We start from the raw sequence: 19,965 nt of genomic DNA on the forward strand, positions 1-19,965 counted from the left end.
TTATCTGATAAGCTGAATCCAGCCTTTTCTTGGTTGGGAACCGTCCCCAAGATCTAATATGTAAAAATAGGTGCCATCCGGTGCCTGCTCATTTTTCCATGTTCCGTCCCAAACATTATCATCCGTCATATTCTGGGTGGCAAATACTTGATTACCGTAACGATTAAAAATTTCCAACGAGGTGTTCGAAAAAGTACCTATGTCCCTAATTGTTAAAAAGTCATTGGTCCCATCCCCATTAGGTGAAAATTGATTGAACACAAACCCCGGATCGGCCTCGGTCGGTAAACTCACGGTAACCGTGGCCGTGGCCTCGTTATTGGCTGGGTTGCCATCGGCAGGGGAAGATCGTAGAATGGAAGCAGTATTCGCAAAAGTACCTTCAACAGGAAGTATTGTCCCCGTAATCTCCAAAGTAGCTTCCTGCCCTCTCGGTAAGCTTGGAATTTCCCATAAGCCTGAGTCAATGTCATAATTTCCTATATCCGCAGTAGAGGTAACGTTGGTAATCCGGCCGTCCGGACCTATAGGTAAAATATCCTCCACAACAATATTGGAAATCACATCGTCTTCCGTGGATTCATTGGAAACGATCAATACAAATGTTATTTCTTGGCCTACCAAAGGATAGATGTTGATGGCGTTTCTATCATTTCCAATCCGTGCCAGCTTTCGAAGTTCCAGATCAATTCCCTCCGGTAAATCGATATTTAAGGTAACCGTAGCACTATTGTTGGCCGTAGTATCGTCTATTGGAAAAGAATCCAAAAGTTCGGCCGTGTTGGTATAGGGGCCACCTTCCAAGACATTCACTACAATATCCAGGCTTGCACTTTCCGAAGCATTGAGTTCGGGAATAGTCCACTCCCCGGTATTCTCATCATAACTGCCCACGGAAGGTTCATCGGAAACAAACTGAAAGCCGGTTTCCAAAAGATCTCCGACCAGTATGCCACTAGCTTCCCTATCCGAGGTATTGGTTATGGTAATTGTAAAGGTCACTTGACTGCCGATAACTGCATTTTCATTGTCCACAACTTTTGTAATCGCCAAATCTACGGGTGTAGGGTTACAATTGGGATGGTCTGGATTGGGATCACAGGGATCGTCGGGATCGGAGCCATTGGCTTCTTCCTCGGGATCCGAAATATCATCCCCATCAAAATCACATTGGCCGTTTTGCCTAGAAGGAATACATGGGTCGTCATTTGCGGGATCTTGTTGATCGACGACCCCGTCGGAATCACTATCCAAAATATTGGAATCCAAAGCATCTATAATACCATCGTTGTCCTCGTCCAAAGGATTCTGAACATCGCCACCTACCTCTACACCATCATTGATGCCATCGCCATCTGTATCCGGATTGGTGGGGTCTGTTCCCAGTGCGACCTCCTCGCCTCCTAGCAATCCATCGCCATCTTCATCGGTATCACAACTACTTACCGATATGGTAACAACGGAAGACTCGTTCGTACAGGGTGCCTGTGCTCCCGTAGTGGTGAAGGTGAAAACATAATCTCCGGCCGGCTGGCCTTCAAAATCAACTAGATTAACCCCGCTTGCAATCGTCCCTCCGGAGGGTTGCGAAGTCACTACCCATTGACCTACATCCTCTCCGGTCAACTGATCGGCAAGATTCAGCGTAGTTATGCCGAAAGTAGAATCATTACATGAGGAACCATCGGTAGGAGTACCAGCGGAAACCTGGGGAACAATAGTAGCTGTAACTTCTTCTCTTGGTGACGACGTACAACCATCCGCAGTGGCTTCTACGTAATACGTGGTGGTGGCACTCAAATCAGGCATTACGGTAGATCCCGAAAAAAGGGCCGTACCTCCGCTAGGCACAGTGTACCAATTAAAAGTCGGTGGTTGGGTTTGACCTGGTATATTTCCCGTTACCTGTAATTCCACAGGCCCGGGACCACATCGTTCCCCATCGGTCGTTCCGGTTATGACCGGTATGGGGTTCAAGCGGAGTTCCACCTCTAAAAAGGGGCTGGCGCACTTATTGGCATCATCCCAGTAGAACCCAAAATAAGATCCCCCACCCGTTACGTTAATAGCACTTGATACCAAATGGGCCGCTTCATCCGAAGTATCGGAAAGCGTACTCCATCGCAATTCGGTGCCTACAGGTCCGCTACCCGTAACGAAATTGTCCAAATCCACAACAATACTGTCCCCACAGTACTCGGTGTCCGGGGCACTAGGATTTAAAGTAGGTGCCAAGTTTCCCGCTATACAGGGATCACAGTCAATAACGGTAATCGTCACATCAACGGATTCGTTGGTACAAGGGGCAACAGCATTGTTCGTTGTATAGGTATATATATATGTTCCTAAAGGTTCGTCTTCAAAGTCAACAAGATTACCGCCTCCGGGGTTAATTATGGTAGGACCCGAAGTGAACGCCCAGTTACCCGAATCATTATTTTCTATTAAATCGTCCAAATCGATTTCTGTATCCCCAAAATTATCATCACTACAGGCATTGGCATTGGTAGTGTTCCCTGCAGATGGTTGTTGACTCACTGTGGCCACCACGGCACTCCTCGCAGAGGTACACCCATTTAGGGAAGCCTCTACATAGTAAGTTGTGGTAGTGGCAATGCTAGGCGTTGAAAAACTCGTACCTGTACCTATACTTGTACCACCCGTATCCGTAGCAAACCAACTTAGGGTTCCGGAATCTGCCGTGGCTCCCAAGGTCAGGGTTCCCGGGCCACATCTGGAGTCAGGGGTAGTGCCCGTAATAACAGGAATAGGATCTATGGTAGCGATTACCGCCGTTCTAGCCGAAGTACAACCATTTAAAGTAGCTTCCACGTAGTATGTGGTGGTGGTGTTTATACTCGGAGTCACAAAACTCGTGCCCGTTCCAATACTTGTTCCTCCCGCGGGTGCCGTATACCAGCTTAGGGTACCCGCACTAGCCGTAGCACCCAATGTAACCGTTCCGGGACCACATCTAGAATCTTCAGTTGTGCCCGTTATCGAAGGGGTTGTACCAAAGGTGAGTGTTACCGATGAAGTAGGACTAAAACAAACGTTGGCCGCATCCCAGTAGACCGCATAATACGTATTCGATACTGATACAGAGGGGTTGGCGGCGAGTAAGTCTCCTGCACCAGTCGGGTTCGGATTGGTACTCCAACGCAATTCGGCTCCTGCGGGCGCACTTCCGGCACCTCCCTGTACAAAACCATCCAGGCTTTCCCCGGCCGAATCACAAAATTCCGTAGGGTTACCTCCCAATATGGTCGGTGCCGTAAATCCTGCAAAACAATCATCGTCTTGAATTGTAATATCCACACTATCATTGGCACCATCTATCGGAAACAAAGTCGCATTACTGGTTGCATCTACTCGTAACCTTACAAATTCATCCGGTTCAATATCCGTATCGTCCAAAACATTTAAAGCTACCGTAGCAATCTGCTGCCCATCCGGAATATCAATGGACGGTGGAAAAGCACTAAAATCCGTACCCTGTGTAGCCGTTGTGGCAATGCCAACATTGATGGTAATGGTTATGGGCCCTCCCGTATTGTTAACACCTCCAAGGTCAATGGTATACTCTCCATTGTTACTTGGTTCCGAAGCATCGCCATCAGAAACGGATATACTTACCAAGCCCTGGTCGTCATCAATTATATTGGCTGTTGCCCTGTCCGCCAGCAGATTTATGATTCCTACATCGGTTCCTGTCAATATTACTGTCAATGTCTCGTTTCCCTCTATTAGAACATCAATCCTTCGGGCAATTTGAATGTCAACAAAAGTTGACGAAAAAGTGCTTCCCGGTAAGACAACTGTATTTGTAGCTGGTGGTGTATAGTCAACACCTGAGGTTGCGGTGTCCCCAACATCACCAACAGAAAAGGTTACATTGATATCCGGAGCATTGAGTACGGCTGTCCTAGTTACCCTAAATATGGCTAGGGCAGATCCATCTTCATTAGCATCGCCAATTGCGGTAATCGAAATATCCTGTGCCCGTACAAAAGTGCTCAATGACAGAAAAAGTAGCCAACAGAAAAAACTTGTTAAGGTTATGGCTTTTTTGGACGGGGTATCCATTGTATCTTTCTTTTTCACTTCTTATTTTTTTACACCTGCCGAAAAAGGTTAGGCGCAATTGCCGATGAAGCAATTAAGTACATAACACATCGGCATATGTATTTTCTCGAATTCTAATTCAAGTGGGGTTGGTGGGTTATCCGAAAAATGGACTCAATATTACTAAAAAAAATAGCCCAGTCCTTAAATTAAAGGATTAAATAGGGCTTTTTCGGATGAAATACAATAATTAAAGATGAACACAACTTATTGGATTTCGGCGGATGAGGCATCGGCATCGGCTACAATCTTCTTTATCAACCCTTGTAATACCTTTCCAGGGCCTACCTCAACAAATTTAGAGGTGCCATCTTTGGACATATTCTGGACACTCTGGGTCCATTTCACGGAGGCTGTTAATTGGGCAATCAGATTTTTCTTGATCTCTGATGGATGAAGGACCGCAGTAGTACTTACATTCTGGTAAATTGCGCATTTGGGATCATTAAAGGTAGCTTCCTCAATGGCAGCCGCCAGTTCCTCCCTGGCAGGTTCCATTAAAGGGGAATGAAATGCTCCGCCAACGGGTAACACCATGGCCCTCCGTGCACCGGCTTCCTTTAATTTTACACAGGCTTCATTTACGGCATCCACTTCCCCGGATATCACTAACTGGCCCGGACAATTATAATTTGCCGGAACTACTATTCCGGAAATTTCTTCACATATTCTTTCAGTGATAGCATCTTCCAGCCCCATAACTACGGCCATAGTACCAGGCTTTAGCTCACAAGCCTTCTGCATGGCCATTGCCCTTCGCGATACCAATTGTAGTCCATCTTCAAAACTTAAGGCGCCGTTGGCCACCAGGGCCGAAAACTCACCCAGGGAATGCCCCGCGACACTATCGGGCTTAAAATTGTCGCCCATGACCTTACTCAGTATTACCGAGTGTAGAAAAATAGCAGGTTGGGTAACCTTCGTTTGTTTTAAATCCTCCGCGGTACCTTCGAACATGATATCGGTAATCGAAAAACCTAGAATATCATTGGCCTGTGAAAACATGTCCTGGGCAATGGGATACCCCTCATAAAGGTCCAAGCCCATTCCAACGAATTGCGCTCCCTGACCTGGAAATACATATGCGTTCATAGTTGTTGTTTTGACCCCACAAATATAGGAATTAAAGATTGTCGGTTAGTTTGGATCGTTTGTTTTTTGGATTGCACCCGGTACGCTGCCTAAATACCGTCAAATGCACTTGCCGTACTACTTAAACCAACTGGAATACTTTACATAGTTGTTGGCAATCCTATCTATCTCCCCAGAACTTAATTCGGGGCTTATGTCCTTTATTTTTTTAGCTGGCATACCTGCATAGACACTACCCGAGGGTACATGGGTTCCCTTGGTAACCACGGCCCCAGCTGCTATGATACTGTTACTTTCCACAACACAATCATCCATGATTATACTGCCCATACCCACCAATACATTGTCCTTGATAGTGCAACCATGGACTATGGCATTGTGACCAATAGAGACGTTGTCACCTATTGTGGTCGGTGATTTTAAATAAGTACAATGGATAACGGCACCATCCTGGACATTTACCTTATTTCCCATTTTTATGAAGTGAACATCCCCTCTAATTACGGCATTGAACCAAATGCTACATTGGTCGCCCATGTACACTTCTCCAACTATGGTGGCATTTTCTGCAATAAAGCTATCCTTTCCTAGTTGTGGGGTTTTTCCATTAACAGTTTTTATTATCGGCATGATGCGGAGTTAAATGTTGGGTGTTACGTTTTGGGTTTTGGTGCTTCGACTGCCCGAGGATGTCATTCAGGCGGGCCGCTCATCTTAATCGGTCTGTTGCTTCGACTGCGCTCAGCATGACATGTTTGGTGTTTGGTGTTTGGTGTTTGGTGTTTGGTGTTTGGTGTTTGGTGTTTGGTGTTTGGTGTTTGGTGTTTGGTAAAAAGAAAAAAATCGTGCATTCTCCTCGTTTCCATTCTTTGTCAAAAATAGGACAACAATTCCTTTTTCTTGGAGGCCGAGACCAAAAGTTCCTTCCCATTGGAGATGACTACGCTACCTCCCTTGCCTTTTCTATACTTCACCACTTCATTAACATTGACCAAGAAGGACTTATGGATGCGGGCAAAGGAAAAATCGGAAAGGGCCTCTTCAAAATATTTTAAGGTTTTGCTTACCAATATCTTCTTATTTTCCAAATAGATTTCCGTGTAATTGTCGTCCGCTTTACAATATAGAATTTCCGATACGTTCAACACCTGAAATCCATCCTGCTGGGGCAACGTAATTTTCCCCTCCACACCCTTTAGCTTGGGCTGTAGTACACGATCCTCCAAGTTTGCCTCGCGTTGCTTTATTTCCCTCACATAATCCACGGCTTTTACCAATTCATCAATGTTAATGGGCTTCATCAAGTAGTATGCGGCATGTTGGTTCAATGCATCCTTGGCATAGTGGTCGTAAGCCGTGACAAAAACAGTTTCGAACGTGCGTTCGGGAACCTGATCCAAAAGGTCGAACGCATTGCCAAAAGGCATTTCCACATCCAAAAAAATCAGATCTAAGGGATATTGTCCTATAAGGTCCAATCCTTCCTTGATGGAAGCGGCCTCACCTTTTAGGTTCACCTGCTTTGTGTACTTGTTTATGTAGTTTCTTAGGATTTCCCGGCTACTGGCCTCGTCCTCTATAATAATTGCATTGATTTCCATTACTTCTTTTTTAGGGTGAAAGTCACTTGGGTACCTGTGCCGTCCGCATTCAAATCCGAAATATGAATAGCTATTCTGTTCTTGTACATATCATTCAAAATAGCGATGCGCTTCGCTATGTTACCCATCCCCTTGGATTTCTGATTCCTTTGGTGTTTGGTCTTCAACTCTGCGGATTTCTTCCGACCGATGCCATTGTCCGATATGGTGATTTCCAAAGTCCCCTTACTCTGCTGCTTTAAACGTATTTTTAGGAATCCTTTTTCTTTCTTGTAGCGTAAACCATGCCAAATGGCATTTTCTATATAGGGTTGAAGTAGCATGGGGGGAATTTGGTAGGATTCGATATCCAAATGATCCCCTGAAACTATCTGATAGTCAAACTTGTCCGGAAATCGGGAATGTTCCAGTTTTACATACAGTTCCAGCAATTCCAGTTCCTTGGAAAGTGGAATAAAATCTTCTTCCGAGTTCTCCAAAACGGAACGCATTAGGGTAGAAAACTCGCTTAAATATCTGTTGGCACTTCGCTCATCGCTTTTAGCTATATAATTATTTACGGAATTCAGTGCATTAAATATGAAATGCGGGTTCATCTGTGAACGCAACGATTTTAAAGCGAGTAAGTTATTGGCCAATTTCTGCTGTTGATTGCTTCTGTAGAAGAAAAAGGCAGCCAAAGCGGTTAGGATAATACCGAAAATCAAGGAATAGATAATCCACTTCTGCCGTTTATTGCTTTCTTGAATCAACTGCTGTTCCGTAAGGGCCAAATCATACTTGCTCTGGGAGAGTTCACGTTCCTGTTCCAAGCCGGTTATCCGGCTCTGCTTGGCGGCGACTTCCCGATTGAACCTGGCCGCCCTGGAAATTTCCTGTTCCTTTCGAATATACAAGGTATCTACCAGGGCCACATAATCTTGATAGCTCTCTAGGGCCTTGGAATAATCTCCCTTGTATTTATAGATTTCGGACAATTTTCGTGTGGCATCTTTCTGTACTACCAAATCATCCTCGGAATCGGCCTCGACAATACTGCGCTCCAGGTAGGGAAGGGCCTCTTCATACTTATCCTGGGCAATGTAGGCATTGGCAATCTTGTAATTGATACGTTGGGAAGTAATGGTATCCGCTTCCCCTATCAAGTTGTTGTTATCTACAACCGGACTTGAAATTTCCTTTAATTCACTCAACGTTTTTTTGCGAAGCTGAATTTCCTCGTCATATCTATTCTTTTTATTGTAAAAATCGGCTACTTTTTCTTTTTCTTGAATAGCTCTTTGCGGTGCTTGTTGTCTGGCGAGCTCCAGCGAATTTCCATAAAAACCTTCGGCCTCCAAGGTGCGATTCTCATTCGCATAAGCATCCGCAATTTTGGAGGTAAGATCGGTCATCTTTGGGGTAATCTGGTTTTTTTTAGCCACTTTCAACCCCTCTTCGTAATAGGCAATGGCCGCGTCCAGTTGCTTAAGGCCTTGAAACGTATCCCCTAAAAATTGGTAAAGCTCCGTTTTTTGATAAGGCTCCAATTGCTTTATTTTTAGCAATGGCAAAAGCGTGGTTCGGGCGGCATCGAATTCATTGTTTTGTAAGTAGGCCTCTCCCAATAACAAAGAGGCTTTGACGGTCTTATTGGCCTCATTGGCATCCTTAAGATTATCTATGGCCAAGTCATATTGTCTGTGGTATAGATATACTTCCCCGAGCAGGGTCAGGGATTGGGCCAATTCCTTTTTATTTCCCCGTTTGCCCAATCCGGAAATGGATTGTGCAATGAAATCGATACTTTTTTCGATATCCGTTTTTTTATAGAGTTCGGCCGAGTCCAAATAGGTTTGATGTTCGGGTATCGACTCTTTTGAAAGACTACTTTTTCTAGCCTTCCTGTTGCTCCCAACATATCCTTCCACTAAAACATCTACATCCTCGTTACTGGTGATAGTGTGCCGTACCGTTTCGAATTCGGAACTTGTAAAAACAAGCTCATCCCCCAAACGGACATCTATGGTAAATTCGCCAAAAGCATTGGTTACGGTATACTCCCCGGCATTTGTGGAAACTTCCACTCCGGATATGGGCACACCCGTTTCCCTGCCTTTTACCGAACCTTTTATTTTCATCTGAACGGAGTTCCCGTTTACTTGGGAAAATCCGGTCGAAAGCAGTATCAGAAACAGAAACGTTATATAAAGATTCCTTTGCATGGTTCTATTATACCCTGTAAACTTAGGAGATTTTAACGGTACTGAAAAACGGGAAAACCCCAAAAACAAGACTTGAAAGACTGTGTTTTAGCCCTTTGATCGATCAAATGACCACTTTACGCATTCAAAAAACCACTTTGCTCATTCCCTATTTTTTAAGAAATAGTTTGCCTCTAGTTTTAGCCCGTAATCATAAATAAAATCAAAATGAAATTTGCACAACAACTTTTGGGTATTGGACTTTCTCTTTTTACCATAATCGTATATGGATGCGAACCAAAACCCAGCAGCAAGAATAAGGAGACCATTATTGCCCAGGCCATCCTGAACGAGAAAAAACCATCCAGCCATACAGTGAAAATCGCGCTACTACTGGATACAAGCAATAGTATGGACGGACTCATTAACCAGGCCAAAGCACAGTTATGGGATATTGTAAACAAGTTTACCCATGCAAAATGTGGAAATGAAGGTGCTCCAAACCTCCAAATTGCCCTATACCAATATGGTAATGACGAGCTTTCTTCCCGGGAAGGCTACATTCAACAGGTATTGGGCTTTAGCGATGATCTTGATGAAATTTCGGAGAAATTGTTTTCCCTTACCACAAACGGGGGGGAGGAGTATTGCGGAAAGGTCATCCAAACTGCCTTGGGGCAGTTGGATTGGGGCAAAAACCCGGACAATCTTAAAATGATCTTTATTGCCGGAAACGAGCCCTTTACCCAAGGAAAATTGAATTATGAGGATGCCGCTACACATGCCAAGGAGAAGGATGTTATTGTAAATACCATCTTTTGTGGGGATTACGAACAGGGTATCCATACCCGATGGAAGCACGGGGCCACCCTGACCGGAGGGGAGTACACGGCCATTGACCACAATAGAAAGGTGGTGCATATAGATACCCCGTATGACAACGTCATCATTCAATTGAATTCCAAATTAAACCGTACCTATATCTCTTATGGGGCCCTAGGACAAGAAAAAATACAGATTCAATTAGATCAGGACGAGAATGCCATGGAAATGGAAGAGGCCGTGGCCGTAAAACGTGCCGTAAGCAAAAGTTCCCGATTGTATAAAAATTCCAAATGGGATTTGGTGGATGCCTACGAAGAGGGGACCGTGGCCCTATCCGATATTCAAACAGATGAATTGCCCCCTGAATTAAAAAACAAAAATCCAAAGGAAATCGAGTCCTATATCCAGAAAAAAAGGGAGGAGCGAAAAAAGATCCAAAAGGAAATTCAGGAATTGAATATCAAACGGGAAATCTACATCACCAAAAACCAAAAAGAAAATTCCAAAGGCGATTTGGAAGGGGCTATGTTGGAAGCCATTGAAAAGCAGGCGGCCCAAAAAAATTACAAATGGGAATAAAACCCTTAAAGATAAACGCCTTGTTCGTTAATATGGGTAAGGCGTTTTCATTTTTACGGTCTTACTGTGCTGCCGGACAGTAACAATCGTAACGTCTTTCGGATTGTCCAAAATCGTATCCGACCGTAATCTGGTGAAATCCACCATTATCAAAACGGATATCTCCCATTTGATAGGAATAGTTATAGGACACCATGAAGTTTTTAATATTGGCACCTATTATCGGGGTAATTAGTTGTAATCGCTGTTCGCCAAAACTACCATCGGTTTGGAATTGGGCCCCATCAAAACTTCTTCGATAGGATAACCCGCCCCATAATCGTCCAAAACTGACATCCTTGTATACCTTGGCATTAATATCCACGGTTCTTTCCTCGGTAAACTCCGTCAACTGAAATAACACGGAAGGTTCGTATTGCCATTCGTTTCGGCCAAAGACATATCCGGCGGAAATCAGATAACGTCTTAGATTATCAAACTCTATGGCCGTGTACAAATCCCTCCCGGAACCTAAAACGTTAAGCACGGAAAAATGCGCATAAAATTCCATAAGACTGTAGGACATGCCCAAATCCATATTAAAATAGCTAACACTATTTCTAGTACCGGTAATAATGGGATCAGGAATTACAGAACGGAATTCCGTCTCATCCAAACTACTTTGAATAAGACCCCCACTAAGACCAAAGGACAATTGATTTAGATATCGGATATCGCCCCCTAACTTTAAATGGTGTGCGTAGGTCAATTTTAATCCGGTTTGGGAATGGTACCCATTGGCATCGTTAAAGAAAATGGCTCCTACCCCACTATTACTATCACCTAATCTAAAATGGGCATTCAAGGTCTGGAGATTGGGGGCTTCGTCCACACTAAACCATTGTTGTCTTATGGTTCCCCTAATCTTTCCACCTTCCCCAATACCCGCCATAGAAGGGTATACCAAATAGTAATTATCCGATAAATAGTCAAAATATACGGGAATCCCTTCTTGTGCAAATGACTGAAGGCCATAAGCAAGAAAGGAGCATAAAAGCAGTAAACGAAGTTTCATCAAATTTGGGGGGATATGAGTTAATATCGATAAATATAAAACATATAACGAATGAAACGCTACATTATTATATGTTTAAATACCGAGAAAATGGTTGTATTTTTGAAAAAAATTAGTAGCCATGAAGGAGTATAACATTACCGTAGTCCCAACCCAAAACCCTGCCATTTTAAAATTCGAGACCAATCAATTGCTCACCCAAGGAAATAACTATGAATTTAAAAACATAGACGAAGCCAAAAAATCGCCCTTGGCCCAGCAACTGTTTTACCTTCCCTTTATCAAAACCGTCTACATTTCCGGAAACTTTATAGCCTTGGAGCGGTTTGACATTGTGGATTGGGAGGATGTAAAAGATGAAGTAGCCCAACAATTGGTGGAGTATCTCAACGCAGGCGAACCTGTTGTCCTGGAAGAAGCAAGTGGAAAAAAAGTTCCCGTAACGGTCTATGCCGAGGTTACCCCCAATCCGTCTACAATGAAATTCGTGGCCAGTAGAAAAATTGTTCCGGAAGCTTTTGAATTCAAGAATATTGATGAAGCGGCGGAATCCGAGCTGGCCAAACAACTGTTCCATTTTCCTTTTGTAAAACAGGTTTTTTTGGATGAAAACTATGTTTCCATTAGCAAATATGAAATGGCCCAATGGGACGAAATTACCATGGAACTTCGTGAATTTATACGGGATTTTATCGCGGACGGGAAAGAAGCGGTATCGGCAGACGCAAGGGGCGTAAAAACTGTGAGCGACCCCAAGGAACAGGAAATCAGCGAAAATTTGGACGATATTTCCCTGCAAATTATAGACATATTGGAAGAATATGTGAAACCAGCCGTAGCCAGTGACGGTGGGAATATTCTTTTTAAATCCTATGAGCAAGAAAGTAAGACCGTGAACGTAATCCTTCAGGGAGCATGTAGCGGCTGCCCTTCTTCTACCTATACCTTGAAGAACGGAATTGAGACGATGCTCAAAAACATGATGGGCGAAAAGGTAAATGAAGTGGTTGCCCTAAACGGCTGATTTTGGCCATTTAATCTGTCATTCCGGTTTATATTCGCTAACTTTAATAGAATTAAAAACACAATCATTATGGCAGTTTTAAAAGTAATTGAGGTATTGGCAAACTCCGATGAAAGTTGGGAGGATGCCACTAAAAAGGCCGTGGCGGAGGCCTCCAAATCCGTAAAGAACATTCGATCGGTATACGTCAACGAGCAGAGTGCTACCGTGGACGATGGAAAAATAAAGGAGTACCGGGTAAACGTAAAAATTACCTTTGAGGTAAAGTAACCATTTTTCACATACGTAGGGTTAAGCCCGCCAATAGGCGGGCGTTTTTTTATGTTTTGTTTGCACTACCTTTGAATATGTCTTTCTCTAGATATGTGCTAGTGCTATTTTTCACCTTTAATGGGCTTGCCCAAAAAACCCAAAAGATGACCCATACCCATACCAATTCCCTGATCCATGAAACCAGTCCCTATTTATTACAACATGCCCATAATCCAGTCAATTGGCAAGCCTGGGATCCGAAAAGTCTTGAAACGGCCCAAAAAGAAAACAAATTATTGCTCATAAGTATCGGCTATGCCGCTTGCCATTGGTGCCATGTTATGGAACATGAGTGTTTTGAGGACGAAGAAGTGGCCGAAGTCATGAACCAAAACTTTGTAAACATTAAGGTGGACCGGGAAGAGCGCCCAGATATTGATCAAATTTATATGGATGCCCTCCAAATTATGACCGGTAGCGGGGGTTGGCCCCTCAATATTGTCGCATTACCGGATGGTAGACCTTTTTGGGGAGCCACTTATGTAAAAAAGGACAATTGGATCAACGTATTGGAACAACTATCCAATCTATACCAAAAAAATCCTTCAAAGGTGTTGGAATATGCCCAAAATATGACAGAGGGCCTAAATGCCATAAATCTAGTGGAGAATAAGCCGGATTTGGATATCATTACTTCCCAGGATTTAGGGAAGGGGGTAAAGCAATGGTCGCAATTTTTCGATAAGAAAATGGGCGGTTACCGGCGTGCGCCAAAATTCATGATGCCGGTCAACCTTAATTTCCTGTTGCATTATGGCACGATGGAAAATGATCAGGACATTTTAGATTATGTACACACCTCCCTTACCAAGATGGCTTGGGGAGGAATTTTCGACCACGTGGGCGGGGGATTCTCCAGGTATTCCGTGGATGCCAAATGGCATGTGCCCCATTTTGAAAAGATGCTCTATGACAATGGCCAACTGGTAAGTCTCTATGCAAAGGCCTATGCATCCTCAAAAAATGGACTCTACAAAAGTGTGGTTGAAAGAACCATTCAATTCGTGGGAAAGGAACTGATGAGTGAAAACTTCGGATTCTATTCTTCCTTGGATGCCGACAGTGTTGACGAAAATGGAAGCTTGGAGGAAGGGGCTTACTATGTCTGGCAAGAGGAGGGGTTGAAATCGATTCTGGGAAAGGACTTCCTGCTGTTTAAGGATTATTTCAACATTAATAGTTATGGGCACTGGGAGCATGGAAACTACGTGTTGATCCGTGATGAGTGGGATGAGGAGATTGCAAAAAAGCACTCCATTGAACCAAGGGATTTGAAAAACACTATTATGGATTGCCTTGAGCTATTGGAAAACGTACGTAACCAAAGAAATAGGCCCAGATTGGACGATAAAATCCTAACTTCTTGGAACGGTCTTATGTTAAAAGGTCTAGTGGACGCATACCGGTATCTCGGAAAAAGGGAATATCTGGACTTAGCCTTGAAAAGTGCCAAGTTTATCGAATCGGAATTGACTAAGGAAGATGGCGGACTTTACCACAATCACAAGAACGGTGTTAGTACCCTTAATGGCTATTTGGAGGACTATGCCTCCGTCATTGACGCATTTATTGGCCTATATGAAGTTACCTTTGACGAGAAGTGGCTGACAAGGGCCGAAGCATTAACCGATTATTGTGTTGAAAACTTTAGGGACGGGGAAAGTGGCCTATTCTTCTTTACGTCCAAGGAAGAACCCCGTCTTGTTCGGAGAACATTGGAAACCTCCGACAATGTTATCCCGGCATCCAATTCCATCATGGCCAAGAATCTGTTTAGATTGTCCAAAATCCTATTTGAAATGGACTATGGGGAAATCGCCCGACAAATGCTTATAAACATTCAGGAAAACTTTGAAAAAAACGCTCAAAGCCACGCCAATTGGATGCAACTGGCATATTATTTTCAGAAGCCTTTTTATGAAGTGGCCATTGTAGGAGGGCAATACAAAGAAAAGGCCAAGGAATTGCATTCCCTTTATTTGCCCAATGTAGTCCTGGCCGCCACAAAAGAGGAAAGTAAACTGTTATTATTGCAAAATAGATTTAGACCAAAGGAGACCCTGTATTATGTTTGTGAGCAAGGTTCATGTAAACTTCCTGTGTCACAAACTAAAGAGGCTTTGAACCAATTGCAATTTCAGAATCAATATTAACAATTGTTTAATCCTTTCTTTTTAATCGGGAATTTGTATTATTTTAAATTTCAATAAACCAAAATGCTATAAAATGGAAAAATTTACGGATTGGCAAGCACACATAGACGAAGCCATAAATTGGGTTTGGAATATTCTTCCAGACGTGGTCATGGCAGTTATTATATTAATCGTAGGTCTCTGGGTCATTAAGTTTATCAACCGTCTGGTAAGAAGGTTTTTTGATAAGGCCGATTACGATCCCACCTTGGAAACCTTCCTACAGAGTTTTATACGCATTGGGCTAAAGGTCGTTCTCTTTGTATTGGTAGTTACCCAGTTAGGCATAAAATCATCATCCTTGGTAGCTATAGTGGGCGCAGCCGGACTCGCCATTGGTCTTGCCTTACAGGGTTCGTTATCCAATTTTGCCGGAGGAGTGCTGATTCTGCTTTTCAAACCTTTCAGGGTCGGGGATTTTATTTCGGCCCAAGGAGTGGACGGAACGGTAAAGGAAATATCCATATTCACCACAAAACTCAACACCTTTGGCAACCAAGTAGCCATTATTCCCAACGGGCAGTTGAGCAACAACAATATCATCAATTACAATGCGGAAAGCACCCGACGGGATAAAATAGATATCGGCATAGGGTACGGATCCAACATAAAGAAGGCGAAGGATATCCTTTTAAAAATATGTACGGACAATGAAGACATCCTAAAAGAACCAGTCCCCGAAGTTTATGTGGGGGAACTTGCCGATAGTTCGGTAAACCTTACGTTACGCTTTTGGGCAAACAATGATGTGTTCTGGGCAGCCCATTTTTATGTGATGGAAGAAATAAAACTTCAATTTGATGAAGCCGGGATTGAAATCCCTTTCCCGCAACGGGATATCCATATGAAAACGGAAACTATTTCGTAACTTTTACTTCAGCAAAACCGCCATCAAATGAAGTAGCCATGGGTCTTCCCGTTAGTTTTTTAATGATTCCTTTTTTGACAAGGGCGATGCCTGCATGTAAAGGTACATTGGGATCCTTGATTTTCTTTTTTTCCCCGACCCTGATAGCACAGTCTTCCGAAAAGGAGGTAAAAATGACTCTTTGGAGAAATGGCACCTTGAACGAATGGTCTGTTGATGGAACCGTTTATCTGGACAAGCAGTTCAAAAAAGGTTTTTCCGTTCTTAATGGGCATAAAAATGAGGAGTTATTCCTTAGGTATGATGCCTACTCGGATGAAATTGAATATTTGGACGCTGAGGGTAATCGTATGCTCTTTCAAAGAAGTGAGCATATCGGAGCCATTATTGATTCCATTTCATATCGGTTCATAGAATATTTTGACAGGGGCCATGTAAAATTCGGGTTTTTCAATCCCTTGAATGAAGGTGAGACCGTCTTATATCTCCGAAATGCAAAAACCGTTTTTTACAAAACTCCTGAAAATGGTTATGAGTCTTTTGAACCTCCCAAATTTGTACTTAAAACCTCCTACTATTTAAAACAAAGGGACAGACCTGCAGTGCCCTTAAACGATTTAAGCAGGAAGGAAGTATTTGCCGTACTGTGGGAGCACTATTCCGATCTTCGCAAATATGCACGGGAAAACAAATTGCGGATGCGTACCGAGGAAGAAGTAATCCAAGTGCTGAATTATTACGATTCCTTGCCTCCAAAATAAGGAAAAAGGCAAATTTTTAGATAATGGAATAACTGCATTATTTTCCCTGTACTACGAAGTCTTTTAAATAATAGGGTTCAAAATAGGCAACATCCTCAAAATCCGATTTTTGATATTTTAGATAGGATAGTTTACCCATTTCCTTAGCGGATGGGATTACATCATTCATGAAATCAAAATGGGTATGCTTAAGAACTTCATGACATTTTTGGGCACCGGGACCTAATAGTAGGGTTTTGCCAGTTTCTGCATATCTGGAAAACGAATTCTCCGTAATGATTTCAGCCTTTGTTTCCCTTATTTGATTGAAATTTGAATCGAACACCGCGGAATAGACCTCCATTCGCCGTGCATCCAATACCGGGATAATAAAATCCGATGTTCCCGTTCCTACTTGATGCGCCATACTTTCCAAGGTGGCAATGGAAATCAAGGGAATGTCCAAAGCAAAACATAGGCCTTTTACCGCAGAGACCCCTATGCGTAATCCGGTGTATGAACCGGGGCCCTTACTTACCGCAATGGCATCCAAATCTGAAAATGATAGAGAGACCGTATCCAGCGCATTCTTTATAAAGACATGCAATTGTTCGGAATGCGAATAATTAGGAGTGTTATCTTCCTTAAGTGCAAGAATATTGCCATTTTCCCCTACACTCACCGAACAATTGGTCGTTGCCGTTTCTAAATTTAGGATTACTGCCATACCGGGCACAAAGATAGGTCGATTTCCAAAAAGACCCGTCAGGTTTTCAAAACCATGAAGCTCACCCTATCCTACTCCAACTTAATGGGAATCCCAAAATAGAATTCCAGCACCTTTAATCTAAAAATGTAATCGTACTTGGAACGGATTACAGTTGCCTCGGCATCATCTACCCTGGCCTGTGCCTGGCCAAAGTCAAAAGCATTCATCAACCCTACATCATAGCGTTCCTTAGCATAAACATAGGCCAAACGCCTGGCATCCAAGGTTTTTTGGGCAGCTTCATAAACCTTGAAGAAGTTGGAAACATCTACATAGGCTTGGTTGATATCGGTCTCCAGATTCAATTTGTCCTGCTCCAATTGCAATTTGTTACGCTCCAGATTTATTTTTGACCGCTTTACACTGTTTCGTGTAGCCCAACCATTAAATACTGGGATATTCATTTGAAAACCATAGGAAATTCCATCATTTAGCCATAGCTGATCTATAAAATCCGCTCTAAATGCAATGGGGGGATTGTTGACCGGATCAACGGGATCGGGGATAGTCTGAAACTGATTGGTATAAAAAGTGTTGTAGTTGAAAAAAGCATCTATTGTGGGATAATTGGCCCCCTTGGCAATCTGTAGGTCTTTCTCCGCCAATTTTACATTGGTCTCAGAAAACTTAATATCGTTTCGAAAAGTCAGGGCCTTATCAAAAATAACCTTTGCCGAATTGTTCAAAATATCCGAAGGAGGGATATTGAACTCCTCATCGGCCACATCAAAATTCTCATAATCCGTAATTTGGAGCAATTGCGCCAGTGCAATACGGGACAAAAGCACTTGATTCTCCCCGTTTACGATCTGTTGCTCCTGAGAGGCCGCCGTAGCCTCGATCTCGAGTAAATCGCCTTGGGGGAGTACACCGGATTCCACCAATTCCTTGGTGCGCTTCATATCTTGTTCCGTAACGATGTATTGGGCCCTAAAGACCTTTAAGGACTCCTTATTGGAAATAACCTGTAAATAGGAATTTGCCACGTTTAGACGAATATCGTCCTTTAAGTCGTCCAAGCGATATTGGTTGGCCAGGGTGTTCAATTTAGCCCGGTTTAATTGATGGATGTTCCTTAGCCCATCAAAAATCCGCATGCCACTATTAATACCTGCCGAAGTAGAGAAAATTTGCCCGGGCTCTATAATGTTGGTGTTCGGATTGGTAACCAAACCGGATCTTTCACTTACACTGGCACTACTACTAAGAGTTGGTAAAAAGGCCCCCAAGGCATCCGACTTGTCGATTACGGCATTTTCCAGATCCAGTTCAAACTGTTCAACGCTTAGGTTGTTATCCAAAGCATAGGTAACGCACTCCTCCAAGGTCCATTTTTTTTGTTGGGCGTTCGTAACCCCTATTGAAAACAAAATAAGTGCTGCAATTGCAAATGGTTTCATGTATTCTTTTTTTGATTGATGTTATTCTTATTCTGACTCGGTGTCCTCCTCCTCTTCATCTTCTTCCTCACCTTTCTTTATGGGTTCGGTCTTGTTCCACTCCTTCACCTTATCCTCCATGGACAGTCCGGAGACTATCTCTACATTTACCCCGTCGGAAATACCGATTTCAATATCCTTGCGCTCAAATTGTTGCTCCCCGGTCTCTACTTCCACATAGGGTTCATCCGTTTTTTTGTCAAATTGAAGTAATGCTTCGGGAATCACCATTACACTATCCTTTTTCTCCAAGACCAGAGAAGCATTGGCACTATAGCCTGCCCTAATCATAAAGTCATCAGGTACCTGAACATCCCCTTCGATCTTAAACTGTACGGCTCCGGTTTCCTCTATTCCCTTGGGTGCGATAAACCGCAGTTCCGCATCTAGTTCCTTGTCCTCAACGGCTCCCAAACTAATCTTTAAGGGCATGCCTAGTTCCAATTTGGCCACTTCCCCTTCATCTACTTTCCCTTCAAAGATCATCTTTCCCAGATCCGCTATGGTGGCAATGGTAGTCCCGTCGTTGAAATTATTACTCTGAATTACTTGTACACCTTCTTCCACCGGAATTTCCAGAATCGTTCCGGTAACCGTGGCACGTATGTCCGTATTGGCACTGGCCGATCCTCCGGCCGAACCGATACGTATGATCCTGTAATCCGCCTTGGCATTATCCAGTTCTTGAACGGCTTGATCGAACTGCAGTTGTAGATTGTTGAAGTCCTGATTTGATATCACTCCCCTTTCATACAATTTCTTGTTTCTTTCATACTCAATAGTGGTATTTTTAAGGGCTATTTCCGCATTTCGGACCCTGCCCTGGGCCTGATTCAAGGATTGCTCATTGGGTACTACCTTTATGACGGCGATCAAATCACCGGCCTTTACATCCGCGCCTTCTTCCAGAAATATCTTGTCGATTATACCGGTTATCTGGGGTTTGATCTCAACTTCATCTTCCGGTACTACCTTCCCAGTTGCCACTGTCTTTTTCTCAATACTCGCTACAAAAGGGGTCTTTGTCTCATATTCTATTGCGGATTTACTATTGGACTTAATAAAAAATGCTGCGGCCCAAAGTGCGCCCAGCACTAAAACACCAATAAGAATATACTTTACGATCTTGTTCATTTTATACGTGTTTATTATCCGTTGGTTA

15 protein-coding genes are annotated in these 19,965 nt (G+C 43.2%); 6 read left to right on the forward strand and 9 right to left on the reverse strand.

The annotated features are described in order from the left end of the window. The 5 genes from ACO06Y_RS24580 to ACO06Y_RS24600 form a co-directional block, all read right to left on the reverse strand. The gene (locus ACO06Y_RS24580) at positions 1-4,104 is read right to left on the reverse strand and encodes a gliding motility-associated C-terminal domain-containing protein (RefSeq protein WP_422081712.1); all 4,104 of its coding nucleotides are present in this window, start codon (positions 4,102-4,104) and stop codon (positions 1-3) included. 228 nt (positions 4,105-4,332) lie between these two features. Then, entirely contained in the window at positions 4,333-5,217 is an 885-nt protein-coding gene (gene fabD, locus ACO06Y_RS24585) for an ACP S-malonyltransferase (protein WP_422081713.1), read from the reverse strand. A gap of 117 nt (positions 5,218-5,334) precedes the next feature. Beyond that, on the reverse strand, positions 5,335-5,847 hold the full coding sequence (locus ACO06Y_RS24590; protein ID WP_422081714.1) for a gamma carbonic anhydrase family protein: 513 nt from the start codon (positions 5,845-5,847) through the stop codon (positions 5,335-5,337). Positions 5,848-6,089: 242 nt separating this feature from the next. After that, entirely contained in the window at positions 6,090-6,818 is a 729-nt protein-coding gene (locus tag ACO06Y_RS24595) for a LytR/AlgR family response regulator transcription factor (RefSeq protein ID WP_422081715.1), read from the reverse strand. Then, entirely contained in the window at positions 6,818-9,022 is a 2,205-nt protein-coding gene (locus tag ACO06Y_RS24600; protein WP_422081716.1) for a histidine kinase, read from the reverse strand. The genes ACO06Y_RS24595 and ACO06Y_RS24600 overlap by 1 nt, the downstream gene beginning before the upstream one ends. A gap of 207 nt (positions 9,023-9,229) precedes the next feature. Between ACO06Y_RS24600 and ACO06Y_RS24605 the strand changes: the two genes are divergently transcribed. Beyond that, a complete protein-coding gene (locus tag ACO06Y_RS24605) occupies positions 9,230-10,405 on the forward strand; it encodes a vWA domain-containing protein (RefSeq protein ID WP_422081717.1) in 1,176 nt (391 codons plus the stop codon). Positions 10,406-10,466: 61 nt separating this feature from the next. Here the strand turns inward: ACO06Y_RS24605 and ACO06Y_RS24610 are convergent, their stop codons facing one another. Continuing rightward, positions 10,467-11,459 (reverse strand): type IX secretion system membrane protein PorP/SprF, encoded by a 993-nt coding sequence (locus ACO06Y_RS24610; RefSeq protein WP_422081718.1) that lies wholly within the window; start codon positions 11,457-11,459, stop codon positions 10,467-10,469. Between the two features lie 121 nt (positions 11,460-11,580). Here ACO06Y_RS24610 and ACO06Y_RS24615 point away from each other — a divergent pair, with 121 nt between their 5' ends. The 5 genes from ACO06Y_RS24615 to ACO06Y_RS24635 all read left to right on the forward strand — a co-directional run bounded on the left by ACO06Y_RS24615 (position 11,581) and on the right by ACO06Y_RS24635 (position 16,616). After that, on the forward strand, positions 11,581-12,483 hold the full coding sequence (locus tag ACO06Y_RS24615; RefSeq protein ID WP_422081719.1) for a NifU family protein: 903 nt from the start codon (positions 11,581-11,583) through the stop codon (positions 12,481-12,483). 69 nt (positions 12,484-12,552) lie between these two features. Then, positions 12,553-12,753, forward strand: coding sequence for a dodecin family protein (locus ACO06Y_RS24620; RefSeq protein ID WP_299532260.1), 201 nt, complete (start codon positions 12,553-12,555; stop codon positions 12,751-12,753). Positions 12,754-12,899: 146 nt separating this feature from the next. Next, positions 12,900-14,948, forward strand: coding sequence for a thioredoxin domain-containing protein (locus ACO06Y_RS24625; protein WP_422081720.1), 2,049 nt, complete (start codon positions 12,900-12,902; stop codon positions 14,946-14,948). A 73-nt stretch (positions 14,949-15,021) separates the two neighbouring features. Further along, entirely contained in the window at positions 15,022-15,855 is an 834-nt protein-coding gene (locus ACO06Y_RS24630) for a mechanosensitive ion channel family protein (RefSeq protein WP_422081721.1), read from the forward strand. A 38-nt stretch (positions 15,856-15,893) separates the two neighbouring features. Beyond that, on the forward strand, positions 15,894-16,616 hold the full coding sequence (locus tag ACO06Y_RS24635; RefSeq protein WP_422081722.1) for a hypothetical protein: 723 nt from the start codon (positions 15,894-15,896) through the stop codon (positions 16,614-16,616). Between the two features lie 37 nt (positions 16,617-16,653). Here ACO06Y_RS24635 and tsaB read toward each other — a convergent pair whose 3' ends face one another. The 3 genes from tsaB to ACO06Y_RS24650 form a co-directional block, all read right to left on the reverse strand. Further along, positions 16,654-17,322: a tRNA (adenosine(37)-N6)-threonylcarbamoyltransferase complex dimerization subunit type 1 TsaB gene (gene tsaB / locus ACO06Y_RS24640; RefSeq protein WP_422081723.1), complete on the reverse strand. Its 669-nt coding sequence runs from the start codon at positions 17,320-17,322 to the stop codon at positions 16,654-16,656. A gap of 71 nt (positions 17,323-17,393) precedes the next feature. After that, positions 17,394-18,764 (reverse strand): TolC family protein, encoded by a 1,371-nt coding sequence (locus tag ACO06Y_RS24645; RefSeq protein ID WP_422081724.1) that lies wholly within the window; start codon positions 18,762-18,764, stop codon positions 17,394-17,396. A gap of 27 nt (positions 18,765-18,791) precedes the next feature. Further along, positions 18,792-19,937, reverse strand: a complete 1,146-nt coding sequence (locus tag ACO06Y_RS24650) for an efflux RND transporter periplasmic adaptor subunit (RefSeq protein ID WP_422081725.1) — start codon at positions 19,935-19,937, stop codon at positions 18,792-18,794. Positions 19,938-19,965 lie beyond the last annotated feature (28 nt).

The sequence above is a fragment of the Ulvibacterium sp. genome, assembly GCF_965228935.1.
In the GTDB taxonomy this organism is placed as follows: Bacteria; Bacteroidota; Bacteroidia; order Flavobacteriales; family Flavobacteriaceae; genus Ulvibacterium.

Coding starts and splice junctions, on each gene's coding strand:
- ACO06Y_RS24605 (WP_422081717.1), top strand. CDS start 9,230: ATGAAATTTGCACAACAACTTTTGGGTATTGGACTTTCTCTTTTTACC.
- ACO06Y_RS24610 (WP_422081718.1), bottom strand. CDS start 11,459: ATGAAACTTCGTTTACTGCTTTTATGCTCCTTTCTTGCTTATGGCCTT.
- ACO06Y_RS24635 (WP_422081722.1), top strand. CDS start 15,894: ATGGGTCTTCCCGTTAGTTTTTTAATGATTCCTTTTTTGACAAGGGCG.
- ACO06Y_RS24600 (WP_422081716.1), bottom strand. CDS start 9,022: ATGCAAAGGAATCTTTATATAACGTTTCTGTTTCTGATACTGCTTTCG.
- ACO06Y_RS24620 (WP_299532260.1), top strand. CDS start 12,553: ATGGCAGTTTTAAAAGTAATTGAGGTATTGGCAAACTCCGATGAAAGT.
- ACO06Y_RS24630 (WP_422081721.1), top strand. CDS start 15,022: ATGGAAAAATTTACGGATTGGCAAGCACACATAGACGAAGCCATAAAT.
- ACO06Y_RS24625 (WP_422081720.1), top strand. CDS start 12,900: ATGACCCATACCCATACCAATTCCCTGATCCATGAAACCAGTCCCTAT.
- tsaB (WP_422081723.1), bottom strand. CDS start 17,322: ATGGCAGTAATCCTAAATTTAGAAACGGCAACGACCAATTGTTCGGTG.
- ACO06Y_RS24595 (WP_422081715.1), bottom strand. CDS start 6,818: ATGGAAATCAATGCAATTATTATAGAGGACGAGGCCAGTAGCCGGGAA.
- ACO06Y_RS24645 (WP_422081724.1), bottom strand. CDS start 18,764: ATGAAACCATTTGCAATTGCAGCACTTATTTTGTTTTCAATAGGGGTT.
- ACO06Y_RS24615 (WP_422081719.1), top strand. CDS start 11,581: ATGAAGGAGTATAACATTACCGTAGTCCCAACCCAAAACCCTGCCATT.
- fabD (WP_422081713.1), bottom strand. CDS start 5,217: ATGAACGCATATGTATTTCCAGGTCAGGGAGCGCAATTCGTTGGAATG.
- ACO06Y_RS24650 (WP_422081725.1), bottom strand. CDS start 19,937: ATGAACAAGATCGTAAAGTATATTCTTATTGGTGTTTTAGTGCTGGGC.
- ACO06Y_RS24590 (WP_422081714.1), bottom strand. CDS start 5,847: ATGCCGATAATAAAAACTGTTAATGGAAAAACCCCACAACTAGGAAAG.